This is a genomic window from Pedobacter polysacchareus (assembly GCF_019802255.1).
Classification (GTDB): Bacteria; Bacteroidota; Bacteroidia; order Sphingobacteriales; family Sphingobacteriaceae; genus Pedobacter; species Pedobacter polysacchareus.
Window position 1 is genome coordinate 200190 of sequence record NZ_JAHYSS010000004.1, and the last position, 23902, is coordinate 224091.

Below are 23902 nucleotides of genomic sequence, written 5' to 3' on the forward strand. Positions count from 1 at the left end.
TTAACCACTGTTAAATTGTTAAAGATTTTTAAATAAAATCACGATGCTAAAGCAAAGTACAGGATATTTTGTAATTTTAGCGCCCAATGACTGCCATTCTGACTTATTGTTTGATATGGCTTGGTTGTTGTAATTTGTACGTTTTTCAATATTAATAAACAATAAACACAAACATAAAAGATGTTAGGATTTTTAACCAAAGTATTTGGAAGCAAATCGGAAAGAGATATCAAGGCATTACAGCCTATCGTTATCAAAATCAACGAAGAGTATTCGAAGCTTTCTGTACTGAGCAATGATGAGTTGCGTAACAAAACGGTTTATTTTAAGGATGTGATTGCACAGGCTTTAGCGGAGATTGATGGAAAAATCAGTGGCTTAAAAGCCGATGGTGAAAGTCAGGATTTGTCTTTAGCAGCAAAAACGGCCTTATATGATCAGATCGATGAGCTGATTAAAGAACGTGATAAAGAATTAGAAGTAGTATTACTAGATATATTGCCACAGGCATTTGCCGTGGTTAAAGAGACTTCCAGACGTTTCTCAGAAAATGAGCGCCTAGAGGTAACTGCCAGTCAGCACGACAGAGATTATGCGGTACGCAGAAACAATGTAACCATTGAAGGCGATAAAGCTTTCTGGGCAAATTCATGGGATGCTGCCGGTACATTGGTGAAATGGAACATGGTACATTACGATGTTCAGTTGATCGGTGGTATGGTATTACACAGTGGTAAAATCTCTGAGATGGCTACGGGTGAGGGTAAAACTTTAGTAAGTACATTACCTGCTTACCTGAATGCGCTTGCTGGAAAAGGTGTTCACATTGTAACTGTGAATGATTACCTGGCACGACGTGACTCGGAGTGGAATGGTCCATTATTTGAATTCCATGGGATTAAAGTAGATTGTATTGATAAGCATGAGCCAAACTCTCAGGAGCGTCGTGATGCTTACCTTGCTGACATTACTTATGGTACCAACAATGAATTTGGTTTTGATTACCTGCGTGACAATATGTCGCAAACGCCAGACCAGCTGGTGCAGCGTAAATTGCATTTCGCGATGGTGGATGAGGTCGATTCAGTTTTAATTGATGATGCCCGTACACCTTTGATCATTTCAGGTCCGGTTCCTTTTGGAGATCAGCATGAATTCCATGAGCTGAAACCAAGGATCGAAAGATTGGTAGCTGCACAAAGAGAATATGTAACTAAGGCTTTAAATGAAGCTAAAAAATTAATTAATGATGGTAAGGCCGGAACCGAAGAAGGTGAAGGTGGTTTAGCGCTATTACGTGCACACCGTGGTTTGCCTAAAAATAAAGCATTGATCAAGTTTTTAAGTGAGGGTAGTGTTAAACAAACCTTATTGAAAACTGAAAATCATTACATGGCTGATCAGTCGAAGAACATGCCGAAAGTAGATTCGGAATTGTACTTCTATATTGATGAGAAAAACAACCAGGTAGAGCTGACTGAAAAAGGTATTGAGCTGATCACCAAATCTGGTGAGGATGCGCATTTCTTCGTATTGCCGGATGTAGGTACAGAGATCGCTGAGATTGAAAAATCTAACCTGACGAATGAAGAGAAGATTGCACAGAAGGATGCCCTGATGCGCGATTACTCGATTAAAGCAGAAAGAATTCACTCGGTAAACCAATTGCTGAAAGCTTATACTTTATTTGAGATTGATGTGGAATACATCATCGATGAAGGAAAGATCAAAATTGTTGACGAGCAAACTGGTCGTATTATGGATGGCCGTCGTTATTCTGACGGTTTACACCAGGCGATTGAAGCAAAAGAAAATGTGAAAGTAGAAGATGCTTCACAGACTTATGCAACAGTAACCCTTCAAAACTTCTTCCGTATGTACCATAAACTTTGTGGTATGACAGGTACAGCAACTACTGAAGCTGGTGAGTTCTGGTCGATCTATAAACTGGATGTAGTGGAAATCCCTACCAACAGAGTGATCTCTAGAATTGACCACCAGGATTATGTTTACCGTACGGTTCGTGAAAAATACAATGCAGTAGCAGAAGAGATTGTTAAATTAACAGAAGCAGGCCGCCCGGTATTGGTAGGTACAACTTCAGTTGAGATTTCTGAGTTATTGAGCAGAATGCTGAAACTTCGTGGAATTAAACACAATGTGTTGAACGCGAAGATGCACCAGAGAGAGGCGGATATCGTAGCTGAAGCAGGTCAGGCTGGACAGGTAACGATTGCAACCAACATGGCTGGTCGTGGTACGGATATTAAGCTAGGTGCTGGTGTTAAAGAAGCAGGTGGTTTGGCTATCGTAGGTACAGAACGTCATGAGTCTCGTCGTGTAGACAGACAGCTACGTGGTCGTGCAGGTCGTCAGGGTGATCCAGGTTCTTCTCAGTTCTTCGTATCTCTTGAAGATAACTTAATGAGGTTATTTGGTTCTGAAAGAATCTCTAACATCATGGTAAAAATGGGCATCGAAGATGGTGAAGTGATTCAGCATTCGATGATCACCAAATCTATTGAGCGTGCACAGAAGAAAGTAGAAGAAAACAACTTTGGTATCCGTAAGCGTCTATTAGAGTATGATGATGTGATGAACTCACAGCGTACTGTAATTTATGCAAAACGTAAAAATGCATTGTTCGGTGAGCGTTTAGACGTGGACATGAACAACATGACTTTCGACGTAGCTGAAGACATTGTTACGGAATATAAAGAAGAAGGAAATTACGAAGGTTTCAAACTGGAAGTGATCAAAAACTTCTCTGCAGATACGACTATTGATGAAGCAGAATTCAGTGCAAGAAATATTCACCACCTGACTGATAAATTGTTTGAAGAAGTAACGGCATTCTATGCTAGAAAATCTGAAGGCATTATCCAGCAGGCCATGCCAGTATTGAATCAGGTATTCGAAGAGCGTGGAGAACACATTGAGCAAATCATTGTTCCGTTTACAGATGGTATTCGCAGCATCCAGGTGCCGGTTAATTTGAAAAAAGCAATCGACAACCATGGTCGTGAGGTGACTAAATCATTCGAAAAAACAATTGTACTGGCCTTGATCGATGAATCATGGAAAGAACACTTGCGTGAAATGGACGAGTTGAAACAGTCGGTTCAAAATGCGGTATACGAGCAAAAAGATCCACTGATCATTTACAAAATGGAAGCCTTTAACTTGTTTAAAAACATGTTGAATGCGGTAAATAAAGAAGTAGTTAGTTTCTTATATAAAGGTGGTATTCCAATTGAAACAGATCCTAATGACGTTAGAGAAGCTCAGGCACCAAGACCTGCTCCGAGCAAATTGAAAATGTCAAAACCGGATTTTGAAATTTCAGTTGGTCATGAACCAATGACTATGGAAGATACTCGTGAAGCCGCACCACAGCAGCCCATCCGTAAAGAAGTGACGGTAGGCAGAAATGATATGTGCCCTTGCGGAAGCGGTAAGAAATTCAAAAACTGCCACGGCGCAGGATTGTAATTTGTAATACACATTTAGAATGCCGATTTTTGTAACAAAAAATTCGGCATTCTTTTTTTTAAGCCCTTTCATGAAGATATTATTTACCAGTATATTGTGTTGTTTCTCCATCGTTCTTTTTGCCCAGCAGAAAGGAGAGGTGGTGGTGATTAAAGATCCCATGATTGATAGCTTGATTGCAAAGCGGATCGCTTTGTACACCAAGTCTGCTGGTACTGCCGGCGGTACTCCCGCTAAACCCGGGGCTGCAATTGTTGGTCAGATGGGGTATCGCGTACAGATATTTTATGGCTCCGACAGGCGTCAGGTATTTTCGGAACAAGCCCGCTTTAAATCTGCTTACCAGAATTTAAACACCTATATTACTTACAAAGAACCTAATTATTATTTGCGGGTTGGCGATTTTAGAACACGTTTGGAAGCCCAGCGTTTGTTAAATGAGCTGAGACCCATGTTTCCAACCCTGTTTATTTTTAGGGAGAAAATAAATGCACCTAACCTAGATTATAGCAATGACAATGAAAGATAAGATCCAAACCCTAGCGCTTGATATTTTTGATCAGGTGAGAGGCTACCGTCAGCATATTCATGCCAATCCTGAACTTTCCTTTAAAGAGTTTGAAACTTCAGCTTATATTAAAAGTCACCTGGATGAATGGGGAATCCCTTATACAGAAATGGCGAATACAGGGGTAGTTGGATTGATTAAGGGGGACATTCCATCTGATCAAATTATCGCATTGCGTGCAGATATGGACGCTTTGCCAATCATAGAGGCAAATGATAAACCTTATGCTTCAAAAAATCCAGGAGTGATGCATGCCTGCGGTCATGATGTTCACAGTTCTTCGTTATTGGGAACGGCTTTCATCCTGAACAGCCTGAAAGCAGAATTTGCAGGCACCATTAAATTGATTTTTCAACCGGGAGAAGAAGTGCTTCCAGGTGGTGCCAGTATCATGATTAAAGAAGGGGTGTTAGAGAATCCTAAGCCACAGGCGATCCTTGGACAGCATGTGATGCCATTAATTGATGCAGGTAAGGTTGGTTTTCGCTCAGGTATTTATATGGCCTCAACGGACGAATTATACGTAACTGTGCATGGTAAAGGCGGCCATGGTGCCCAGCCTCACCAGAATATTGATCCGGTAGTGATTGCTTCGCACATCATTATCGCTTTGCAGCAAATTGTCAGCAGAAATGCAGACCCACGCTTGCCTTCTGTACTTTCTTTTGGAAAGGTGCAGGCCAATGGAGCAACGAATATCATTCCTAATGAAGTGAAAATGGAAGGTACTTTCAGAACACTGAATGAAGAATGGCGTAAGGAAGCAAAATTACTGATGAAAAAAATGGCAGAAGGCATTGCTGAAAGTATGGGCGGAAGCTGCGATTTTAACATCATGAACGGCTATCCTTACCTGATCAATGAGCCGGTATTGAGCGATAATGCACGTGCGCATGCAGAAGATTATTTAGGAAAAGAGAATGTGCTGGAATTGGATATCTGGATGGCAGCGGAAGATTTTGCCTACTATTCGCAGGTAACCGATGCTTGTTTTTATAGGTTAGGAACCGGAAATAAAGAAAAAGGAACCAGCTATTCTGTGCATACGCCAAACTTTGATATTGATGAGGATGCTTTAAAATTGTCGACTGGCCTAATGGCTTATCTTGCATTAAAGCAGTTGGGTAATTAGGTTGCGGTTGTTAAACCACCGCATCGGCATTAATTTTTGTGTACTGTTCCCGGATTTCCCAATGAAGAAAATACTTTTGTTAGCGGTTTGCATTTTGTTTTTTGGAAAAGGTTTTAGCCAGGAGATTCCGCGCTTTAACCCGGATACCATTAAAACTATCCAGCTGGATTCTGCAGTCAATATCGTGTCGCAAAAGTTCGGTGTAGAGACGTTTATTAATGCGATCATCACCGATAATAGCTTTTATCAGGCTTTCCGGAATATGAAGAAGTACGGTTTCATCGCCGAAAACAGAATTTATACCTACGATAAAAAGAATAAAGTAAACGGCAGGATTTACCGGAAAATCAGACATAGCCCTAAAGGGCCGGTCAAGATGGAATACCTGGTGAAACAGGATACGGGAAAGGTGTACAAGAAAAATGGCAAATACCAGTTGTATACGATTGAGATGTTTGATTACATCTTTATGAACGCGTATCAGTCGGAATTTGTATCTGAAGGGCCTATGACTACTGGTAAAGGAGCCGAAAGTAATGAAAGCTATAAAGATAAACTGAAGACCCTCATTTTTGCCCCCGGAAGACCTATTAAAGGCTTGCCATTTATCGGCAGTAAAACACAAATCTTTACGGCCAATATGCGCCAGTATTACGATTATAGCTATGCCAGCGGAACTTACCTGGATTCTATTCCAGTGTACCGTTTCAAGGTGACGGTGAAACCCGACCTGAGCAATGGTACCAAAGAGGGCTTGATGATTAAGGAACTGACCACTATTTTTGATCAGCGTACTTTTGAGATTCTGGGTCGTTATGTGGACATGAAATATAGCAATATGCTGTTTGATTTCAACGTACAGATGAACATTGAAATGAGTTATTTTGGAGGGGAGAAATTACCCACTAAGATCACTTATCAGGGGAATTGGGACTATCCTTTTAAAAAGGAAGAACGGGCAAGTTTTTTAATTGTTCATAAGGACTACGATACCGGGAAATAGATTTCCGAATTTTAAAATATATTTGATAGACAAATTGTTCTGTTATGAAAAAAATTAGGTTCATCGTCTTTTCTTTTGTAATTCTTGGATTTACAGGAGTTGTTCAAGCACAGGTACTGACCAGTAAACAGGTGGATAGCCTGGTGGAAAAGACGCTGACTGCTTTTGATGTTCCTGGGATTGCGGTAGCGATTGTAAAAGATGGGAAAGTGATTCACTCTAAAGGATATGGGCTTCGCTCTATCAGGACGAAGGAGGCAGTCAACGAAAATACTTTTTTCGGAATTGCTTCCAATAGCAAGGCTTTTACTGCCGCAGGATTGGGCATATTGGTTGATGAAGGGAAACTGAAATGGGACGATAAGGTGGTAGATCTGATTCCTGGATTTAAGCTGTATAATCCTTATGTGACCCAGGAATTTACCGTAAGGGACTTATTGACCCACCGTTCTGGTTTAGGCTTAGGTGCAGGAGACCTGATGATTTTCCCGGATTCTAACCGGGTAACTAAGGCGGAACTGATTCATAATATGCGTTACCTGAAACCTGTTTCTGGGTTCAGGACTAAATTTGACTACGATAACCTGCTGTATATTGTGGCAGGAGAGGTACTGGCAAAAGTATCGGGAATGAGCTGGGAAGATTTTGTCGAAACCAGAATCATGCGCCCGATAGGAATGAGCCAGAGTGCCGGTGCTTACCCTCGTCTGAAAGACAAAAAGAATGTGATTGATGCACATAGTTTGATTGATGGAAAGCTAACCGTAGTCAGTAAAGGTTTTCCTGAGATTTCCAACGCTGCAGGTGGCATCTGGTCGAATGTAACAGAGATGAGCAAATGGGCGATCATGCAGATGGATAATGGCAAATATGGCGAGGGATTAAAGAAGAATTTATTCAGTGAAGAAGTACATCGGGAAATGTGGAGCCCGCAAACGATCATCGCAGGTGGTTCTTTTAACAGTTATGGACTGGGCTGGTTTTTGAGCGCTATTAACGGAAAATTAGAAGTTTCACATACCGGTGGTTTAAGTGGGATTGTGACGCAGGTGACTTTAATTCCGGAACTGAAACTGGGCATTATTGTGCTGACCAATCAGGAGAGCGGTTATGCTTTTTCGTCCATTACCAACACGATAAAAGATGGTTATTTTGGCATCAAAGGGAAGGATAGAATTGCGGTTTATAAAGGGTATGCATCGGAAGATGAAGCCGAAAGTAAAAAGGTGACTGATGAGGTTTGGGCAGCAATTACGGCTGAACAGCAAAAGAATACCCAAAAAGTTGACCTGAGCGTTTATGAAGGTTCTTTTGTTGACCCATGGTTTGGTGAGGTTGTCATTAAAAAAGTAAATGGTAAACCTTGGTTTCAATCTCTGAATTCCCCGAAATTGGCTGGTGAAATGCTGCCTTATAAAGGAAATACTTTTGTGGTGAAATGGACAGACCGAAGTATGCATGCAGATGCTTTTGCGATCTTCTCTCTAGATAAAGAAGGCAAAGCTTCCGGTCTGAAAATGGCCGCTGTTTCTCCATTAACGGATTTCAGTTACGATTTCCAGGATCTTGATTTTACACGTGCTGCAAAAAAATAATACTCATGAAATATAATCAAAAGTTAAGTCTCCTGCTGGTACCAATGGCATTGTTTGTCCTATTTACTGCGATGAATTTTAAGCCTAAAAAGATTATTTTTTTTGGCGATTCTATCACCCAGATGGGGGTAGCACCAGGAGGGTATGTAGACTTGATCCGTAAGTCTCTGGATCCTTTGAAATATGAAGTCATCGGATCTGGTATCGGTGGAAATAAGGTTTACGATCTTTACCTACGGATGGAGGAGGATGTGCTGTCAAAAAAGCCGGATCTGGTGGTGATTTATGTTGGTGTGAATGATGTATGGCATAAGCAATCGATGCGTACAGGAACGGATTATGATAAGTTTATCGCCTTTTATCAGGCGTTGATCAACAAGATTCAGGCAAGCGGTTCAAAGGTAGTTTTATGTACGCCTGCGGTGATCGGGGAGAAGAAAAATGGAGCAAATGAAATGGATGCCGATTTGGACAAGTATTCAGGAGCGATAAGGGAGCTGGCAAATAAAAATAAATTGCCACTATGCGATCTTAGGGATTTGTTTAAAACCTATGAGGAAAAAAATAATATAGCAGATGTGGCCAAGGGAGTTTTAACGACTGATGGTGTACATTTGAACGATAAAGGGAATCAGACCCTTGCAGAAGTATTGATCCCACTGTTGAAATAAACAAACGGATAAAAATAAGGTGATTAGAGAAAGAGATTATAAAAATATTAAAGAATGATTAACCAGGATACCATCAGCAAGATCATGGAAACCGTCCGCATTGAGGAAGTGGTTGGTGATTTTGTGTCTTTAAAAAAACGTGGTACCAGTTTGATAGGGAATTGCCCTTTTCACAATGAGAAAACACCTTCTTTCCACGTTTCTGTGGCCAAGGGGATTTACAAGTGTTTCGGCTGTGGTAAAGGAGGTGATTCGGTCCATTTTATTATGGACCATGAGAAGTATTCTTATCCGGAAGCGTTAAAGTTTCTGGCTCAGAAATACCATATTGAGGTGGAGGAGACGGTACAGTCTCCACAAAATATTGAAGCCCAGAATGCGCGGGAAAGCTTATACATTGTTTCAGAATTTGCGGCGGGTTTCTTTGCCAATGAACTGTGGACAGGGGATCAGGGCCGTGCCATTGGCCTGAGCTATTTTAAAGAGCGGGGTTTCCGGGAAGACATCGTTAAGAAGTTCCAATTGGGTTACTCTCCGGATGTTTGGGATGCCTTGATTCAGCATGCGGTTTCGGCTGGACATAAAGAAGAATACCTGGAGAAAACAGGCCTGGCGATCAGAAATGATAAGGGCAAGCTGTATGATCGTTTCAGGGGCAGGGTGATGTTCCCCATCCACAATTTTACGGGTAGGATCATTGGCTTTGGCGGTAGAACGCTGAAAACAGATAAAAATGTCCCTAAATACGTCAATTCACCGGAAAGTGATATTTACCATAAGTCGAATGTGCTTTATGGGTTGTTCCATGCCAAAAAGGCCATTCGTGACACGGATAACTGTTATTTAGTAGAAGGTTATGCGGATGTACTCGCTGCACACCAGGCAGGAATAGAAAATGTAGTGGCCTCATCAGGTACTTCATTGACAACGGAGCAGATTCGTCTGATTGGCCGTTTTACAGAAAATGTTACGATTCTTTATGATGGCGATGCTGCGGGGATTAAGGCCTCTTTACGTGGATTAGACATGATCCTGGAGGAGGGTTTGAACGTAAAAGTTGTTTCCTTCCCTGATGGTCATGACCCCGATTCTTACATGCACCATGTAGGCTCTGGAGCATTTAAAAAATACATTGAAGAGCACCGTAAAGATTTTATTCTTTACAAAGCGAATATCCTGCTGAAAGAAGCAGGTTCCGATCCGATCAAAAGGGCAGGCATCATCCGTGATATTGTAGAAAGTATTGCGAAGATCCCAGATGATATTAAGGCCTCGATTTTCATCAAGGAATGCAGCAGCCTGCTGCAGGTAGAAGAGCGTATTTTACTTTCTGAGCTGAATAAGATCAGGATGGCGAAATTCAGGAAATCGAGTGCTGGTCAATCAGGCGCTGGAAATTCCGGGGTCGGTTCTTCTGGTTTCCAACAGCAAAATCAAAACCAATATCAGCCTTATCCTGATGGGCCGCCTGACAATCTTTTTGAGGTTCCAGGTGCTGGCGGAGAAGCGGCGGAAGCGGCTGCAGCCGAGGAAAGTGATTTGCTGCAGGAGCAGGAAGTAGTGCGTCTTTTATTGGCCTATGGCCATGAGCTGGTGAGCTGGGATAAGATTGATAATATGTATATCGGTTCTTTCATTATGCAGAACCTCGCAGATGTAAGCTTTACCGATCCGACGTGTAAAATCATTATTGATACCTATAATGAAGAAATAGAAAATGGCCACCTGCCGGTAGCCAGCCAGTTTATCAACAGTGAAAACCGGAATATTGTAGAACTGGCAATTACGCTGTCTACCTCTCCGTATTCCCTAAGTGAAAACTGGTACAATAAGCACAATATTTATGTTAGGGATGAAAGTGTCAACTTAAAGGCGACCGTTCTTGGTGGGATTTTTCACCTTAAAAAAGGGAAGGTAGCGCGGATGCTCTCAGATATTTCTAAAGAGATTAAAACAGAAAATGATCCGGTTAATCTGGAGATTCTGATGCAGCGCTTTATGTTTATGAAAAGCGTGGAAAGAGAGATTTCGAAGTTCCTGGGAACGGTGATTTTAAAATAGATGGCAGCGCATAACGAACTCGGCCAGCGTGGGGAGGAGATCGCCAGAGCCTATCTGGAAAATGCAGGGTACCGCATTTTAAATGTGAATTGGAGATACGCAAGGGCAGAAGTAGACGTTATAGCTGATCAGGGAGGAACCCTGATTTTTGTGGAAGTGAAAACCCGTACCAGTATTGATTTTGGGGAGCCGGAAGATTTTGTAGACCGCAAAAAGGAGAAACAATTGGAATTTGCTTCCTCGGCCTATATTGAGTTAAAACAACATCAGGGAGAAATCCGTTTTGATATTATTGCCATTACTTTTGAGCAAAAAAACAGTTATAAAATTAATCACATTGAAGATGCATTCTGGCCAAGTTAAAAAAATCATGAGTTTATCTAAATTAGCCCTGTCGGCCTGCTTATTATTGAGCGTTTCGCTGGTTATTTCCTGTAAAAATAATGCGCCGGTAGGAACTGGTGTAAGTTTTAAGTCCCCGGAACAAGGGCAGAGTTTTCCTTTGGGAACGGAGGTAAAAGTCGCTTTGGAAGTTCCTTCGGGCAGTAATGTTACTTCTGCAGTGTATACCCTGGATGGAAAGCCAGTGGCTACTAAAAACAACGCTGATCCTGTTGCAATCCCTACCACAGGTTTGAGTTTGGGTTATAAGCTGATTACAGCCGTTATAGAGGAGGATGGAAAGAAAGATACGTTAACGATCAACTTTGAGTTAAAGTCGGCTGTGACGCCTTCGCAATACGGTTATAAAGTAATTAAGACTTTTCCTCATGATACCGCTGCTTATACGCAGGGATTGGAGTACCACAATGGCCGCTTTTTGGAAAGTACCGGTCAGGAACAGCATTCTTTTGTGAGATGGGTAGACGTACCTACCGGGAAAATCTTACAGCAAACGAAACTGGATGACCAGTATTTTGGGGAAGGATCCAGTTTGGTAGGGGATAAGATCGTAATGCTGACCTGGCAGAATAGATTGGGTTTAGTGTTTGACGCGAAATCATTGACGCAGCAAGCTACTTTTCCTTATCAGTCTAGCATGGAAGGCTGGGGACTGTGCTTTGATGGTACTAGATTATACAAATCTGATGGTACTAACAAAATCTGGTTCCTGAATAAAGATAATTATAAAGAAGAAGGCTTTATTGAAGTTTACAACAATTATGGTCCGGTGCCTCAGTTAAATGAGCTGGAATATATTGATGGTAAAATTTATGCCAATGTCTACACGAAAAATGTGGTGGTGGTAATTGACCCGGCAACAGGTGTAATTGAAAAAGAAATTGATTTTACAGGATTGCTGCCAGCAGGATATTACAAAGATGAAGTAGACATTGCAAACAATGTGCTGAATGGTATTGCCTGGGACAAGGCGGGTAAACGTTTATTCGTGACCGGCAAAAAATGGCCGCATCTATTCCAGGTGGACCTGGTTGCTAAACCTTAATCTTAAAGATTTCTTTATAAAAAAAGCCGTCATATCCTCGATATGACGGCTTTTTCGTTACAATTCTTCTTATTACTCTGCTTTCTTAGGTTCAGCAATGACACCATTAAAAGTAATCGGCTGTCTGTTCATGCTGATCACATTTAAGGTCGCATAACCACTTGTCGAGACACTTAAAGATAACGTGCGTACATCTTTGGTGTCTTTAGGGGCGATGTCAATGATCCATCCTCCTTTTTTCTTCGCAGTGGTTTTATAATCGAATTTTTTAGACTTAAATTTTATACCTGAATCATCTGGATTCATGGTCGCATTATACGCTCTTCCATAATAAGGCAGGTAAACTTCTACGCTATCCTTGTTGATGATCAGTTGGTATTGAGATCCGGTAAGTTGAATCATACCGCCACCCATACCACCAGGCATTCTGCTCATTATTTTGTTTAAATCAGCATTAGCCATAGGAGTCGCAGAGGTTGCTTCAAACACTAGATGCTTGTCAGCGACTAATTTGGCTGTAGTTGCTTTGTCTGTTTGTGCCATTACCTGCACACTAGAGCAAACAATAAGAAGTGCTAACAATTTTTTAAATGTTCTCATGATCATATCCTTTTTTATTTGGTTAGAACAAAATAGCGCTTAAAAGGTTTAATTCTAAGCGCTATTTTTTTGTCATTTATCTCCAGCTTTTATACTGGTTGATCAAACCGTTTGTTGAAGCGTCGTGAGACTGAACTTCCTGATCTCCTTCTAGTTCCGGAAGAATGCTTTTGGCCAATTGCTTGCCCAGCTCGACTCCCCATTGGTCGAAACTGAAGATGTTCCAGATGATGCCCTGAACAAAGATTTTATGTTCGTAAATAGCGATCAAACTACCCAGACTGAATGGTGTTACTTTCTTCAAAAGAATAGAGTTGGTTGGCCTGTTTCCTTCAAAAACTTTGAAGGGTGCCAGTTTTTCTATTTCTTCCTTGCTTTTGCCTTCTTTTTCCAGTTCTGCAACCACCTGTTCTTTGGTCTTACCATTCATTAAAGCTTCTGTCTGAGCGAAGAAGTTAGACAATAAGATCGGGTGATGGTCGCCTAATGGGTTTAAGCTTTGCGCAGGAGCGATGAAATCGCAAGGGATCAAACGGGTTCCCTGGTGGATCAGCTGATAGAAAGCATGCTGTCCATTGGTTCCTGGCTCTCCCCAGATGATCGGTCCTGTTTCATAACTGACATCGTTACCATTACGGTCTACATGTTTACCATTACTTTCCATATCTCCCTGCTGGAAATAAGCGGCAAAACGGTGCATGTATTGATCGTAAGGTAAGATCGCCTGAGTTTCTGCATCAAAGAAATTGATGTACCAGATGCCAATTAAAGCCAGGATTACCGGTACATTGTTTTCAAATTCAGCAGTTTCAAAATGTGTATCTGCAGCGTGTGCACCTGCAAGTAATTGCTTGAAGTTGTCGAAACCAATGCTTAAAGCAATAGGAAGGCCGATTGCACTCCATAAGGAATATCTTCCACCTACCCAGTCCCAGAATTCGAACATGTTATCGGTGTCAATACCGAATGCAGCAACATCTTTTGCATTGGTAGACAATGCGGCAAAATGCTTGGCCACATCGCCTTGCGCAGCACCGCTATTTAAGAACCAGTCCTTTGCACTATTGGCATTGGTCATGGTTTCCTGTGTCGTAAAAGTTTTAGAAGCAATCAGGAATAAGGTCGTTTCCGGATCTACATTTTTTAAGGTTTCTGCAATGTGTGTGCCGTCGATATTGGACACGAAATGCATATTTAAATGGTTTTTGTAGGCTTTTAAGCCTTCAGTAACCATTACCGGACCTAAATCAGAACCACCGATACCGATGTTCACTACATCTGTGATCGCTTTGCCAGTATAGCCTTTCCATGATCCGGAGATGATCGCCTGACTAAATTTATCCATCTTTTCCAATACTTTGTTCACCTCTTCCATGACATCTTTGCCATCTACAAGAATAGGTGTACTGCCCTGGTTACGTAAAGCAATGTGAAGTACCTGGCGGCCTTCAGTCTGGTTGATTTTCTCTCCGCTGAACATGGCTTTAATGGCCTGGTCCAATTTACACTCTCTGGCCAATTGCATCAGCAAAGCCATTGTGGTATCGTCAATTCTGTTCTTTGAATAATCCACAAGAATGTCTTCAAATAGTATCGAGAATTTTTCAAAACGGGAAGCATCTTCCGTAAAAAGATCCTTTAGGCTTTTTTCGTTGATCCCGATAAAATGATCGGTCAAGTATTTATAAGCTGCGGTTTCTGTAAAGTTTATCGTTGGTAGCATCATATTAGTATTTCTGTAAATGTAGGAGTTTATAATAATATTTCTATTCGAAATGAATATCCGCTCATTATCTTATATTTAACGTATAAAAAATAGGTTTATGAAAAGATTTTACTTTATACTGTTGGTTTTGTTTGGAGCTAATGCGGTTGCGCAAAAGCAAAATCTGAGACCTGAGGTTTCAAAAAAGGCTTTGAGCATTACTCAAAAAGTGATAGACTGGCGTCGGGATTTGCATGAGCATCCGGAATTGGGCAACCAGGAAAACAGAACTGCAGCTTTGGTGGCCAAACATTTGAAGTCTTTAGGGATCGAGGTGCAGACTGGTGTGGCGAAAACAGGTGTTGTTGGAATTCTAAAAGGTGGAAAGCCAGGGCCAGTAGTTGCGTTAAGGGCAGATATGGACGGTTTACCCGTTACAGAGCGGGTTGATTTGCCTTTCGCTTCTAAAGTAAAAACCAGGTATAACGGACAGGAAGTAGGCGTGATGCATGCTTGCGGTCATGACAGCCATGTGGCGATTTTAATGGGCGTGGCAGAGGTGTTGGCTGCTATGAAAAAAGACATTCCGGGCACGGTTAAATTTATTTTTCAACCCGCAGAAGAGGGGGTTCCTGAAGGCGAAGAAGGTGGTGCTGCATTGATGGTGAAAGAAGGGGTGCTCGAAAACCCGAAAGTGGAGGTGATTTTTGGTTTACACATCAATTCACAAACACCGGTAGGAGATATTACCTATCGTCCGGCTGGGATTATGGCTGCAGTGAATGATTTAAAAATTACGGTGACTGGCAAACAGGCGCATGGTGCTTATCCATGGAGCAGCATTGATCCGATTGTGATTTCTGCACAAATTGTGAATAACCTGCAGACCATTGTGAGTAGGAACCTGAATGTGACGGAAAATCCAGGTGTCGTTACAATTGGCGCCATCAACGGGGGAATTCGTTCTAACATTATCCCGGAAAAAGTAGAAATGATTGGTACGATCCGCAACTTCTCAAAAGAAGATGAAGCGATGTTTATTGAAAGGGTAACGACGATCGCTAAAAAAACTGCAGAAGCAGGTGGTGGAACAGCAGAAGTAAAAATTCCATACAGCAACCATTATCCGGTTACTTTTAATGATGTAGCCTTGACAGAAAAAATGTTACCTAGTTTACAGGCAACTGCTGGTAAAGCACATGTGAAATTAAAGCCGCCGGTAACCGGAGCAGAAGACTTTTCATTTTATCAGGAAAAGGTTCCTGGCTTGTTTATTTTCCTCGGAGGAATGCCTAAAGGACAAGATCCATTAAAGGCACCATCACACCATACCCCAGATTTCTTTATTGATGAGAGTGGGTTTGGATTGGGTGTGGAAGCCCTTAGTAACCTGGCACTTGATTACATGAACTTGAAAAAATAAGGACAGTTTTTTGATTTAGGGATCATTTTAATTGGTTATATTTAATATACTAATAGTAGTACATCACCTAGAAAAACAATTTTATGTTAGAAAATTTGAATGAACTGGTTAAACAAAGCGCTCAGGATGCCATTGTGAACAATTCCGACGTTCCAAATGAGCAGAATGAGGCTGCGATTCAAGCGGCCTCTGGTTCTATTTTTGACTCTTTGAAACAACAATTGTCGTCGGGAAATATTGGTAATCTTGTAGATGCCTTTAAAGGTGGAGATGTGGCCAACTCTTCGGTGGTAAAGGACGCTTCTTCTGGTTTTATCGACAAGCTGTCTGGGATGGGCATTAACCTGGATTCGGCGAAAGCGATTGCTGCTTCAATTATTCCGGGAGTAATGGATAAGCTGGTGAGTAAGACAAATGATCCGAACGACAGTTCTTTTAATCTTCAGGATATGCTGACGAAAATTTCAGGACCTGACGGGAAGTTCCAGTTGTCGGACCTGACGAATTTGTTCAGTGGCAGCACTGAGCCTGGAAAAGAAGGGGAATCTGGTATAGTCGATAAGCTAAAAGGACTTTTTAATTAGTAAAAGAAAAGGTTTAAAGGGGGTTCTGTGCTTGTTTTTGAAAACAGGGACAGAACCTCTTTGTATTATTATATATTTGTGATTATGACAAAAGAACAAATTCAGGATTTAAGGGACAGAGTAGCGTCGCTGAGGAGGCATCTTTGACGTAGAAACACGTCTTGAGGAAATTTATATTGAGCAGGAGCTGACCCTGCAAACTGATTTTTGGGATGATCCTAAAAAAGCAGAAAAGCATTTGGCAGGAATCAATTCCAAGAAAGTATGGACTGATGCCTGGCAAGCAGTAAATAAGGAGCTGGAAGATACAGAAGTCATGTTTGAGTTTCTCCAATCCGGCGATGCCACTGCGGAAGAAATGCAGGAACAATACAACCGCTGTTTAAATATGGTGGAAGAACTGGAACTGAAAAATATGCTGAGCAGTAAGGAAGATCAGCTGCATGCGGTGATGCAGATTACTGCAGGTGCCGGTGGTACAGAGAGCTGTGATTGGGCAGCCATGCTGATGCGTATGTACATCATGTGGGGAGAGAAAAACGGCTATAAGGTAACAGAACAGGATTCGCAGGAAGGGGAGGTGACCGGTATAAAATCAGTTACGCTTCAATTTGCCGGAGACTTTTCTTATGGTTATCTGAAAGGAGAAAATGGGGTTCACCGTTTGGTGCGCATTTCGCCTTTTGATTCCAATGCCCGCAGGCATACTTCTTTTGCTTCCGTATATGTATATCCATTGGTGGATGATACGATTGAGATTGAAGTGAAGGATTCAGAGATTGAATTCGAGACTTTCCGTTCCGGTGGTGCTGGTGGACAAAATGTGAATAAGGTGGAAACTGCCGTAAGGCTGTACCATAAACCTTCTGGGATTGTGATTAAAAACCAGGAGTCGCGTTCACAACTGCAGAATAAAGAAAATGCAATGCGCTTGCTGAAATCGCAGCTGTATGAAGCGGAAATGCGGAAGCGTATGGAAGCAACTGCTTTAATTGAAGGCTCTAAGAAGAAGATCGAATGGGGATCGCAGATCAGGAATTATGTACTGCATCCTTATAAATTGGTCAAAGATTTACGAACCAATTATGAGACTTCTAATGCGCAGGCCGTATTGGACGGAGATTTGAACGAATTTTTGAAAGCTTACTTAATGGAATTTTAAATATGAGATACCTTATTGTATTACTGATGACCGGTCTTTTTACTACAAATAGCGCGATGGCGCAGGAAAGTATATTGATTTATCCTGGAGTTATTCCGGGGGCAAAGCCTACGCCTGCAGATTATAAAGAGCTTTCTGAGACAGGAAAAGATGGAATCATTAGGGTCAGTAAGGTATCTGTACCTACATTAAAAGTGTTTTTGCCATCGAAAGATAAGGCAACAGGTGCGGCAGTGATCATTTGTCCGGGTGGCGGTTATGGCATTCTGGCGATTAACCATGAAGGTGATCATGTCGCTAAGCGCTTCAATGACATCGGCGTTGCCGCATTTGTATTGAAATATCGTTTGCCGGATGATGCGATTATGATCGATAAATCTTTCGGCCCTTTACAGGATGCCGAACAGGCGATGTATGTAGTCAGGAAAGATGCTGCGAAATATCATATTGATCCTGCAAAAATAGGGATCATGGGCTTTTCTGCGGGTGGTCACCTGGCCTCCACATTGACGGTACATTATAAGGATGTCAAAATAGAGAATAAAGAGGGATTGAGTCTTCGTCCGGATTTCTCGATATTAATTTATCCGGTGATTTCTTTGCTGGAGTCCCCACATACCGGTTCTGCGAAAAATCTGACCGGGCCAGATGCAGCGTATGCACAAAAGGAATACTTTTCCAATGAGCGCCATGTGGATGCAGAAACACCGATGACGTTTTTAGTGCATGCAAATGATGATAAATCTGTTCCTGTTGAAAATAGTTTGTCTTTTGATCGGGCAATGGCAAAAGCAGGTAATAAAGTAGAGCTCCATACTTACCAGGCTGGTGGCCATGGTTTCGGATTGAACAATAAGACGACACAGGATCAATGGTTTGACCGCCTGGTCAACTGGATGAAAGCCAATAAAATTATTTAAAGGTTACTGTTGTCAAGAATGTCCTGCAGCTCTTTCAATTCTGCTACCTTGTCTGCGGAACCCAGGTTCTCATAAGAGGAAATCAGATTTCTAAGGATTCTTCTGATGATTTCTACATTACTGCATGGTGCATAAAATCCGGGCATAGGATCAAGTCCCAGCTGACGAAGAAACTGATCAACATCATGTTTGCCGAATATGGCACCTTTGTTAAAGGCATTGATATAGAAGAGCACGCCAAACTCATTGCCTTCCCGTTTGCTCTCGTCAATATAGCCGAGGATAAAATGCTGCGGCAGATTGACACCATATACCGGAATATCCAGCTTCTGGGCAATAGTCGAATAGATGATGGCTAAAGAGATTTGATTTCCTTTCTTACTGTCCAATACCTGATTGATGTAAGAATTTTGAGGGTCATGGTGGTTTTTTGTGTTTCCACTGAAGCCATATACATTATAGAATACATGATTGATGAGTTTGATCTTTTCAATAGAACTCATTTCATATTGCAGTCCGATCCAGATTTCTCTTTTGATTTCTTCCATCTGGAATTTGATCTTTTCCTCATCAAGGTCTGGGTATTGATACCTGTTGACCACCAATGCACCTTGCAAAAGATCGAAGGCTCCGCTTTGATACCAGAGGTTCAGGTCTTGCTTCACACTGTTGAACTGGATTTTGTGAACTACATTCTCAATCCTTTCCTGTAGCACGGTGTCTAAAGATTCTTCCCATGCATTTTCAAGAAAATGAACCACCTCTTCTCCATACTCCAGCAGGCGTTTTTCAATATGTTCGAAGATCTCCGGATCGGGATCGTCCAACAATTTGACCAATGCGCTTATTTCTTTACTATTTTCCATTAAACATGCAACTTAGAATCATGTGATTGCTTATTTTTGTAGCTATGGTTTTCAACTTTATCAGCGACTATCTTCAGCACCGATTGACTTCAAAAAGCAGACATGGTACTCATTCTCCTTTCGTTTATAAGCTCACAGATGAGGTAATTTACGATTTTAACGTTAAAAGTGATTACAAAAGCATTGAAGCGCAAAGAAAAAAACTTTTAAATGACGATTCTTTAATTACGGTGACCGACCTCGGTGCAGGTTCTCATTTGAATAAGAACCGTACTAAAAAGGTACGACAGATTGCAAAGAACGCTTTGAAGAGCCCAAGGCTGGCACAGTTGATTTATCGCCTTGCGAAAGAGAACCAGCCAAAACATATTTTGGAATTGGGTACTTGTTTGGGGCTGACTACCGCATACCTTTCTAAAGCTTGTCCGGAGGCAGATGTCATTACGATTGAAGGCTGCCCGGAAACGGCAAAAGTAGCTTACAAAAACTTTGTGGATCTGGAACTCGAGAATGTGGAGTTGAGGGTTGGGAACTTCGATACCTTGCTGCCGGATTTAATCGCACAGGCAGATCAGCTTGATTTTGTCTATATAGATGGAAACCATAGAAAGGATGCGACCCTCAATTACTTCAACTGGTGTTTGCCGAAAGTACATGAAGGTTCGCTATTGATCTTTGATGATATATATTGGAGTGAAGGGATGAAAGAAGCCTGGGAAGAGATCAAACGCCATCCAGAGGTTACGGTAACCATAGACCTGTTTTGGATCGGATTGGTTTACTTTAAAAAAGGACAGGCAAAAGAACATTTTAAGATTAAGTTTTAAAATCTCTTTTAGAATGCTTCGGCCAGGGTGAAATAGAAACCACTCTGGCGTTTTTCATTGCTGCGTTTTTCTCCCACTGCATAATCCATGCGGACACTCAGTCCTTTTTCCGGATCAAAGAAATATCTTCCGCCCATTCCATAAGAAGGCTTGAAGCTTTTCAGGGCAAAATCGCCATTGGCAAAAACTTGTCCGGTTCCTGCAAAGACTACTGCACCGAAACGGTTGTTGTAGCGGTAACGCAATTCTGTCTGTCCAGCCAGTAAGTTCTGATCGCGGTAGCGCCCGGTATAATATCCCCTCATCATTTCATCATTCCCCATTTGCGGCAATAGATAGAAAGGAATATTTTTTCCTTGTATGGTATGGAATAAAGCATTGACGCCTAAAACGAATTTAGGGCTGAGCGACCAAAAATTTCTCACGTTTGCCCTGATGACACTTCCACTGAAGCTTTCGCCAGACCAGAGTTTAGGGGCGTATTGGTAGGTAACGCGTCCAAGGAATCCTTTAGTAGGGTAGTTGTTGGAATTCCGGGTGTCGTAGCTTTGTGAAACACCTATATAGGCAACATTGCCGCCTGATCTGTGAAAGAGGTCAGGAGCTGTACTAAATAAGCCGCCTGTCACCTCATCTTTGAAGCTGTAATTTTCAAATCCCAGGGAGAGCCCGGTATAGGCATGTGGTAATAGTCTTTTTTCTGCTTCGAGCATTACTCTCGACTGGCGTTGAATCAATCTGTCTTTATCCGCAAATAAAGTTTCATTACCAATTCCGAAAAAATCGAAGGGCATTCTTTTAAACCTGAACTCGGAGATGAAATGATATTCATTGCCTTTGGTCCAGATGTCGCTCTTTAACGAAAAGTTGTACTGTCCTTTGGTTGATACAGAAGCAACACCAGAAAAGTTGGAGCTGCGGTTGCTGCTGTCTTTTCTGTCCAGGTAAGTAGAGTATAAAGCACCAAGGCCAAATTCTGCACCAATTTCCTGGGAATAACGAAAAATGGGTACTGGCATAAAGCTCGCTCTGCGTGAGCTATCTGTTTTTTCTGACAAGTATCGTTTGATAAACTTCTTTTGTGCGGATGCGTTTGCGACGGTAATGATCAGGATAGTGATGCAAAGCGAAATTCTCTTCATTGGCCTAAAATAGGGAAAGATTTATATATAATTCTGTTACTGGCGATCCCATAGCAAGATTAGCGCCAGTATTTGATGGGCTTTCCGTTTTAAAGCGGGGTTAGGATTAGTCCTTTACGATTATTTGCCTATTTTTGCCGCAACAACATAAATTAATCAAAAATGAGTACAACAAGAGGACCTATCTCGCAATTCATGGAGACGAATTATCTCCATTTTAATGCGGCAGCTATGATGGATGCGGCTAAAGGATACGAAACACATTTGGATGAAGGTGGTAAGATGATGATTACCCTTGCAGGAGCGATGAGTACTGCTGAGTTAGGTATTTCATTAGCTGAAATGATCCGTCAGGACAAAGTTTCGATTATTTCTTGTACTGGTGCCAACCTGGAAGAAGACATTATGAACCTTGTTGCGCATTCGCATTACAAAAGAGTGCCTAACTATCGTGATTTAAGTCCACAGGATGAATGGGATCTTTTAGAAAACCATTACAACAGGGTTACTGATACTTGTATTCCTGAAGAAGAGGCTTTCCGCAGGTTGCAAAAGCACATCAATAAGATCTGGAAAGATGCAGAAGATGCTGGAGAGCGTTTCTTCCCGCATGAGTTCATGTACAAAATGTTATTGAGCGGTGATTTAGAGCAATACTATGAGATTGATCCTAAAAACTCATGGATGCTTGCAGCGGCAGAGAAGAACTTGCCGATTGTAGTACCGGGATGGGAAGATTCAACGATGGGTAACATCTTTGCTTCTTATGTGATGAAAGGTGAAGTTAAAGCGACTACTGTAAAAGGTGGTATTGAATATATGGGTTATTTAGCAGACTGGTACATTAAGAACAGTTCTGGTAAAGGTATCGGGTTCTTCCAGATTGGTGGAGGTATTGCCGGTGACTTCCCAATTTGTGTGGTTCCGATGTTGTATCAAGATATGGAAATGGAGAATATTCCATTCTGGAGCTATTTCTGTCAGATTTCTGATTCAACTACTTCTTATGGATCTTATTCAGGTGCAGTGCCGAATGAAAAAATCACCTGGGGTAAATTAGATATCAACACGCCAAAGTTCATTGTAGAATCAGATGCGACAATCGTTGCGCCACTGATCTTTGCATGGATATTAAAAATGTAAATTGAATTTACAAATATTGTCCATGTGAGGTTGGCTGAGAAGAATCAGCAGTTTTTTGAAAATTGCTGATTTTCTTCGTTTAAAGCCACAAAAACGAACTATTTAGATTGATTATAAATTGTATTTACTGTCATTTATTTGTCATTGGTAAGTTAATAAATTTTACTTTTGTGGACGTTTTGGTGTAGAACCTAAGTTCGATTGCCAAAGGCGGTTTACAAGTTTTTTAAAAAATAGCATAAAATACTCATTATGAGGGATATCTCATTGATCATTAGAAGAGTTTGGAAGTCGGCATTCATGTTCACGGCTCTATCTGTTTTAATCGTTTCTGCAACACAAGCGCAAGATGTAGTGGAGGGAAGAAAAATATTTAAAGATAAATGTTCTTCTTGTCACCAATTAGACCGTAACAGTACAGGTCCGGCTTTAACTGCCAAAATGAACGAGCTAGACGAAGCCTTTACCATCAAATGGGTAAGGAACTGGAAAGCTTTAGTTGATGCTGGCGACAAGCAAGCGATTGAGGCTGCGAAGTTCTCTCCATCGGAGATGACGACGTTTCCTACGTTAACAGACGAACAAATTAAAAGTGTGATCGCTTACGCTAAAGCGGGCGAGCCTAAGAAAGAAGGCGATGCAGCAGCAACTACTGCCACTGCTGACACAGGTGTATCTGATTTTTCTATCGCAGGTATCGTAGCTATTATATTAATATCGATTGCGGTATTAGTGGTACTAGGACGTGCGATTAAAATGTTAGAGCGTCTGATTTTACAAAAGCGTGGTGTGGTGCTTACAGAAGAAGACAATGTTTCTTTAGTAGTAGGTGTTCGCAGATTATTCAAAAACAAAAAATTTGTATTCTTCTTCATTCTATGTTTAGTAGTGAGCTTAGGTTCATTCGGATGGATGGGTATGTGGAATACAGGTGTACACACTGGATATCAGCCGGTACAACCGATTAAGTTCTCTCACGAATTACACGCTGGGACGAATCAGATTGATTGTCAGTACTGTCACTCAGGTGCATTTAAATCTAAAAATGCTTCTATTCCATCTGTGAACGTTTGTATGAACTGTCACAAATCGGTACAGGCTACTGAGAAGTACAACGGTGAAATTTCTCCTGAGATCCAAAAGATCTACACTGCGATCGGTTACGATCCGGCAACTTTAACTTACGACAAGTCTAAAGAGAAACCAGTAGAATGGATTCGTGTACACAACCTTCCTGATTTTGCTTATTTCAACCACTCTCAACACGTAGTAGTAGGTGAGGAAGCGATCAGAAAACAAAAAGGTCTTCAGCCAAATGAGCCGGTATGCTTTGCATGTCACGGTCCGGTGAATACCATGGAAGAAGTTTATCAGTTCTCTCCGCTAACGATGAAATGGTGTATCAATTGCCATAAAGACGCTGAGATTTCAGGTAAAGACAATGCTTTCTATACGAAAGTGATTGAAGCCCATGAGAAAATCAAAAAAGGCGAAAAAATCACACCAGCATTATTGGGTGGTTTAGAGTGTGGTAAGTGCCACTATTAATAAGAGTTTAATA

At 41.5% G+C, this 23902-nt stretch carries 20 protein-coding genes; 16 read left to right on the forward strand and 4 right to left on the reverse strand.

The features are described 5' to 3' along the window. Positions 1-180: 180 nt before the first annotated feature. The 9 genes from secA to K7X70_RS12070 all read left to right on the forward strand — a co-directional run bounded on the left by secA (position 181) and on the right by K7X70_RS12070 (position 11969). The gene (gene secA, locus K7X70_RS12030; protein WP_222537337.1) at positions 181-3492 is read left to right on the forward strand and encodes a preprotein translocase subunit SecA; all 3312 of its coding nucleotides are present in this window, start codon (positions 181-183) and stop codon (positions 3490-3492) included. A 70-nt stretch (positions 3493-3562) separates the two neighbouring features. Next, the gene (locus K7X70_RS12035; RefSeq protein ID WP_255607121.1) at positions 3563-4021 is read left to right on the forward strand and encodes an SPOR domain-containing protein; all 459 of its coding nucleotides are present in this window, start codon (positions 3563-3565) and stop codon (positions 4019-4021) included. Further along, entirely contained in the window at positions 4005-5192 is a 1188-nt protein-coding gene (locus K7X70_RS12040) for a M20 metallopeptidase family protein (protein WP_222537339.1), read from the forward strand. The genes K7X70_RS12035 and K7X70_RS12040 overlap by 17 nt, the downstream gene beginning before the upstream one ends. Positions 5193-5253: 61 nt before the next feature. Continuing rightward, entirely contained in the window at positions 5254-6195 is a 942-nt protein-coding gene (locus K7X70_RS12045; protein WP_222537340.1) for a hypothetical protein, read from the forward strand. Positions 6196-6239: 44 nt separating this feature from the next. After that, positions 6240-7790 carry a serine hydrolase gene (locus tag K7X70_RS12050; RefSeq protein ID WP_222537341.1) on the forward strand — a complete coding sequence of 517 codons (1551 nt, stop codon included), beginning with the start codon at positions 6240-6242 and terminating at the stop codon, positions 7788-7790. A 5-nt stretch (positions 7791-7795) separates the two neighbouring features. Beyond that, positions 7796-8461, forward strand: a complete 666-nt coding sequence (locus K7X70_RS12055) for an SGNH/GDSL hydrolase family protein (RefSeq protein WP_222537342.1) — start codon at positions 7796-7798, stop codon at positions 8459-8461. Between the two features lie 54 nt (positions 8462-8515). Next, positions 8516-10522, forward strand: coding sequence for a DNA primase (gene dnaG / locus K7X70_RS12060; protein WP_222537343.1), 2007 nt, complete (start codon positions 8516-8518; stop codon positions 10520-10522). Next, positions 10523-10885: a YraN family protein gene (locus K7X70_RS12065; protein WP_222537344.1), complete on the forward strand. Its 363-nt coding sequence runs from the start codon at positions 10523-10525 to the stop codon at positions 10883-10885. It abuts the gene before it with no gap. Between the two features lie 7 nt (positions 10886-10892). Beyond that, complete coding sequence (locus K7X70_RS12070) at positions 10893-11969, forward strand: glutaminyl-peptide cyclotransferase (RefSeq protein WP_255607122.1); 1077 nt, start codon at positions 10893-10895, stop codon at positions 11967-11969. 72 nt (positions 11970-12041) lie between these two features. On the opposite strand, the gene K7X70_RS12075 is transcribed toward K7X70_RS12070, so the two are convergent. After that, the gene (locus K7X70_RS12075; protein ID WP_222537346.1) at positions 12042-12569 is read right to left on the reverse strand and encodes a DUF4251 domain-containing protein; all 528 of its coding nucleotides are present in this window, start codon (positions 12567-12569) and stop codon (positions 12042-12044) included. Between the two features lie 76 nt (positions 12570-12645). Beyond that, positions 12646-14292: a glucose-6-phosphate isomerase gene (gene pgi, locus K7X70_RS12080; RefSeq protein WP_222537347.1), complete on the reverse strand. Its 1647-nt coding sequence runs from the start codon at positions 14290-14292 to the stop codon at positions 12646-12648. Between the two features lie 100 nt (positions 14293-14392). Between pgi and K7X70_RS12085 the strand changes: the two genes are divergently transcribed. From K7X70_RS12085 to K7X70_RS12100, 4 genes are all read left to right on the forward strand, one after another. Next, positions 14393-15697, forward strand: coding sequence for an amidohydrolase (locus K7X70_RS12085; protein ID WP_222537348.1), 1305 nt, complete (start codon positions 14393-14395; stop codon positions 15695-15697). 83 nt (positions 15698-15780) lie between these two features. Then, positions 15781-16281 carry a hypothetical protein gene (locus K7X70_RS12090; protein ID WP_222537349.1) on the forward strand — a complete coding sequence of 167 codons (501 nt, stop codon included), beginning with the start codon at positions 15781-15783 and terminating at the stop codon, positions 16279-16281. 84 nt (positions 16282-16365) lie between these two features. Next, positions 16366-17443, forward strand: a protein-coding gene (prfB, locus tag K7X70_RS12095) for a peptide chain release factor 2 (protein ID WP_222537350.1) whose coding sequence is annotated in 2 segments (ribosomal slippage) — positions 16366-16425 and positions 16427-17443 — 1077 coding nt in all. Because the reading frame shifts where the segments join, the coding sequence is not laid out codon by codon here. 2 nt (positions 17444-17445) lie between these two features. After that, on the forward strand, positions 17446-18363 hold the full coding sequence (locus K7X70_RS12100) for an alpha/beta hydrolase (RefSeq protein WP_222537351.1): 918 nt from the start codon (positions 17446-17448) through the stop codon (positions 18361-18363). On the opposite strand, the gene K7X70_RS12105 is transcribed toward K7X70_RS12100, so the two are convergent. Then, positions 18360-19229: a transglutaminase-like domain-containing protein gene (locus K7X70_RS12105; RefSeq protein WP_222537352.1), complete on the reverse strand. Its 870-nt coding sequence runs from the start codon at positions 19227-19229 to the stop codon at positions 18360-18362. The two genes, K7X70_RS12100 and K7X70_RS12105, sit on opposite strands and share 4 nt — an antisense overlap. Positions 19230-19273: 44 nt before the next feature. Between K7X70_RS12105 and K7X70_RS12110 the strand changes: the two genes are divergently transcribed. Then, complete coding sequence (locus K7X70_RS12110) at positions 19274-20056, forward strand: O-methyltransferase (protein ID WP_222537353.1); 783 nt, start codon at positions 19274-19276, stop codon at positions 20054-20056. Between the two features lie 8 nt (positions 20057-20064). Here K7X70_RS12110 and K7X70_RS12115 read toward each other — a convergent pair whose 3' ends face one another. Beyond that, the gene (locus tag K7X70_RS12115) at positions 20065-21198 is read right to left on the reverse strand and encodes a BamA/TamA family outer membrane protein (RefSeq protein WP_222537354.1); all 1134 of its coding nucleotides are present in this window, start codon (positions 21196-21198) and stop codon (positions 20065-20067) included. A gap of 162 nt (positions 21199-21360) precedes the next feature. Between K7X70_RS12115 and K7X70_RS12120 the strand changes: the two genes are divergently transcribed. Together K7X70_RS12120 and K7X70_RS12125 are read left to right on the forward strand one after the other, a co-directional pair. Then, positions 21361-22341 (forward strand): deoxyhypusine synthase family protein, encoded by a 981-nt coding sequence (locus tag K7X70_RS12120; RefSeq protein ID WP_187665676.1) that lies wholly within the window; start codon positions 21361-21363, stop codon positions 22339-22341. A gap of 252 nt (positions 22342-22593) precedes the next feature. Next, the gene (locus K7X70_RS12125) at positions 22594-23889 is read left to right on the forward strand and encodes a cytochrome c3 family protein (RefSeq protein ID WP_255607123.1); all 1296 of its coding nucleotides are present in this window, start codon (positions 22594-22596) and stop codon (positions 23887-23889) included. Positions 23890-23902: the final 13 nt, after the last annotated feature.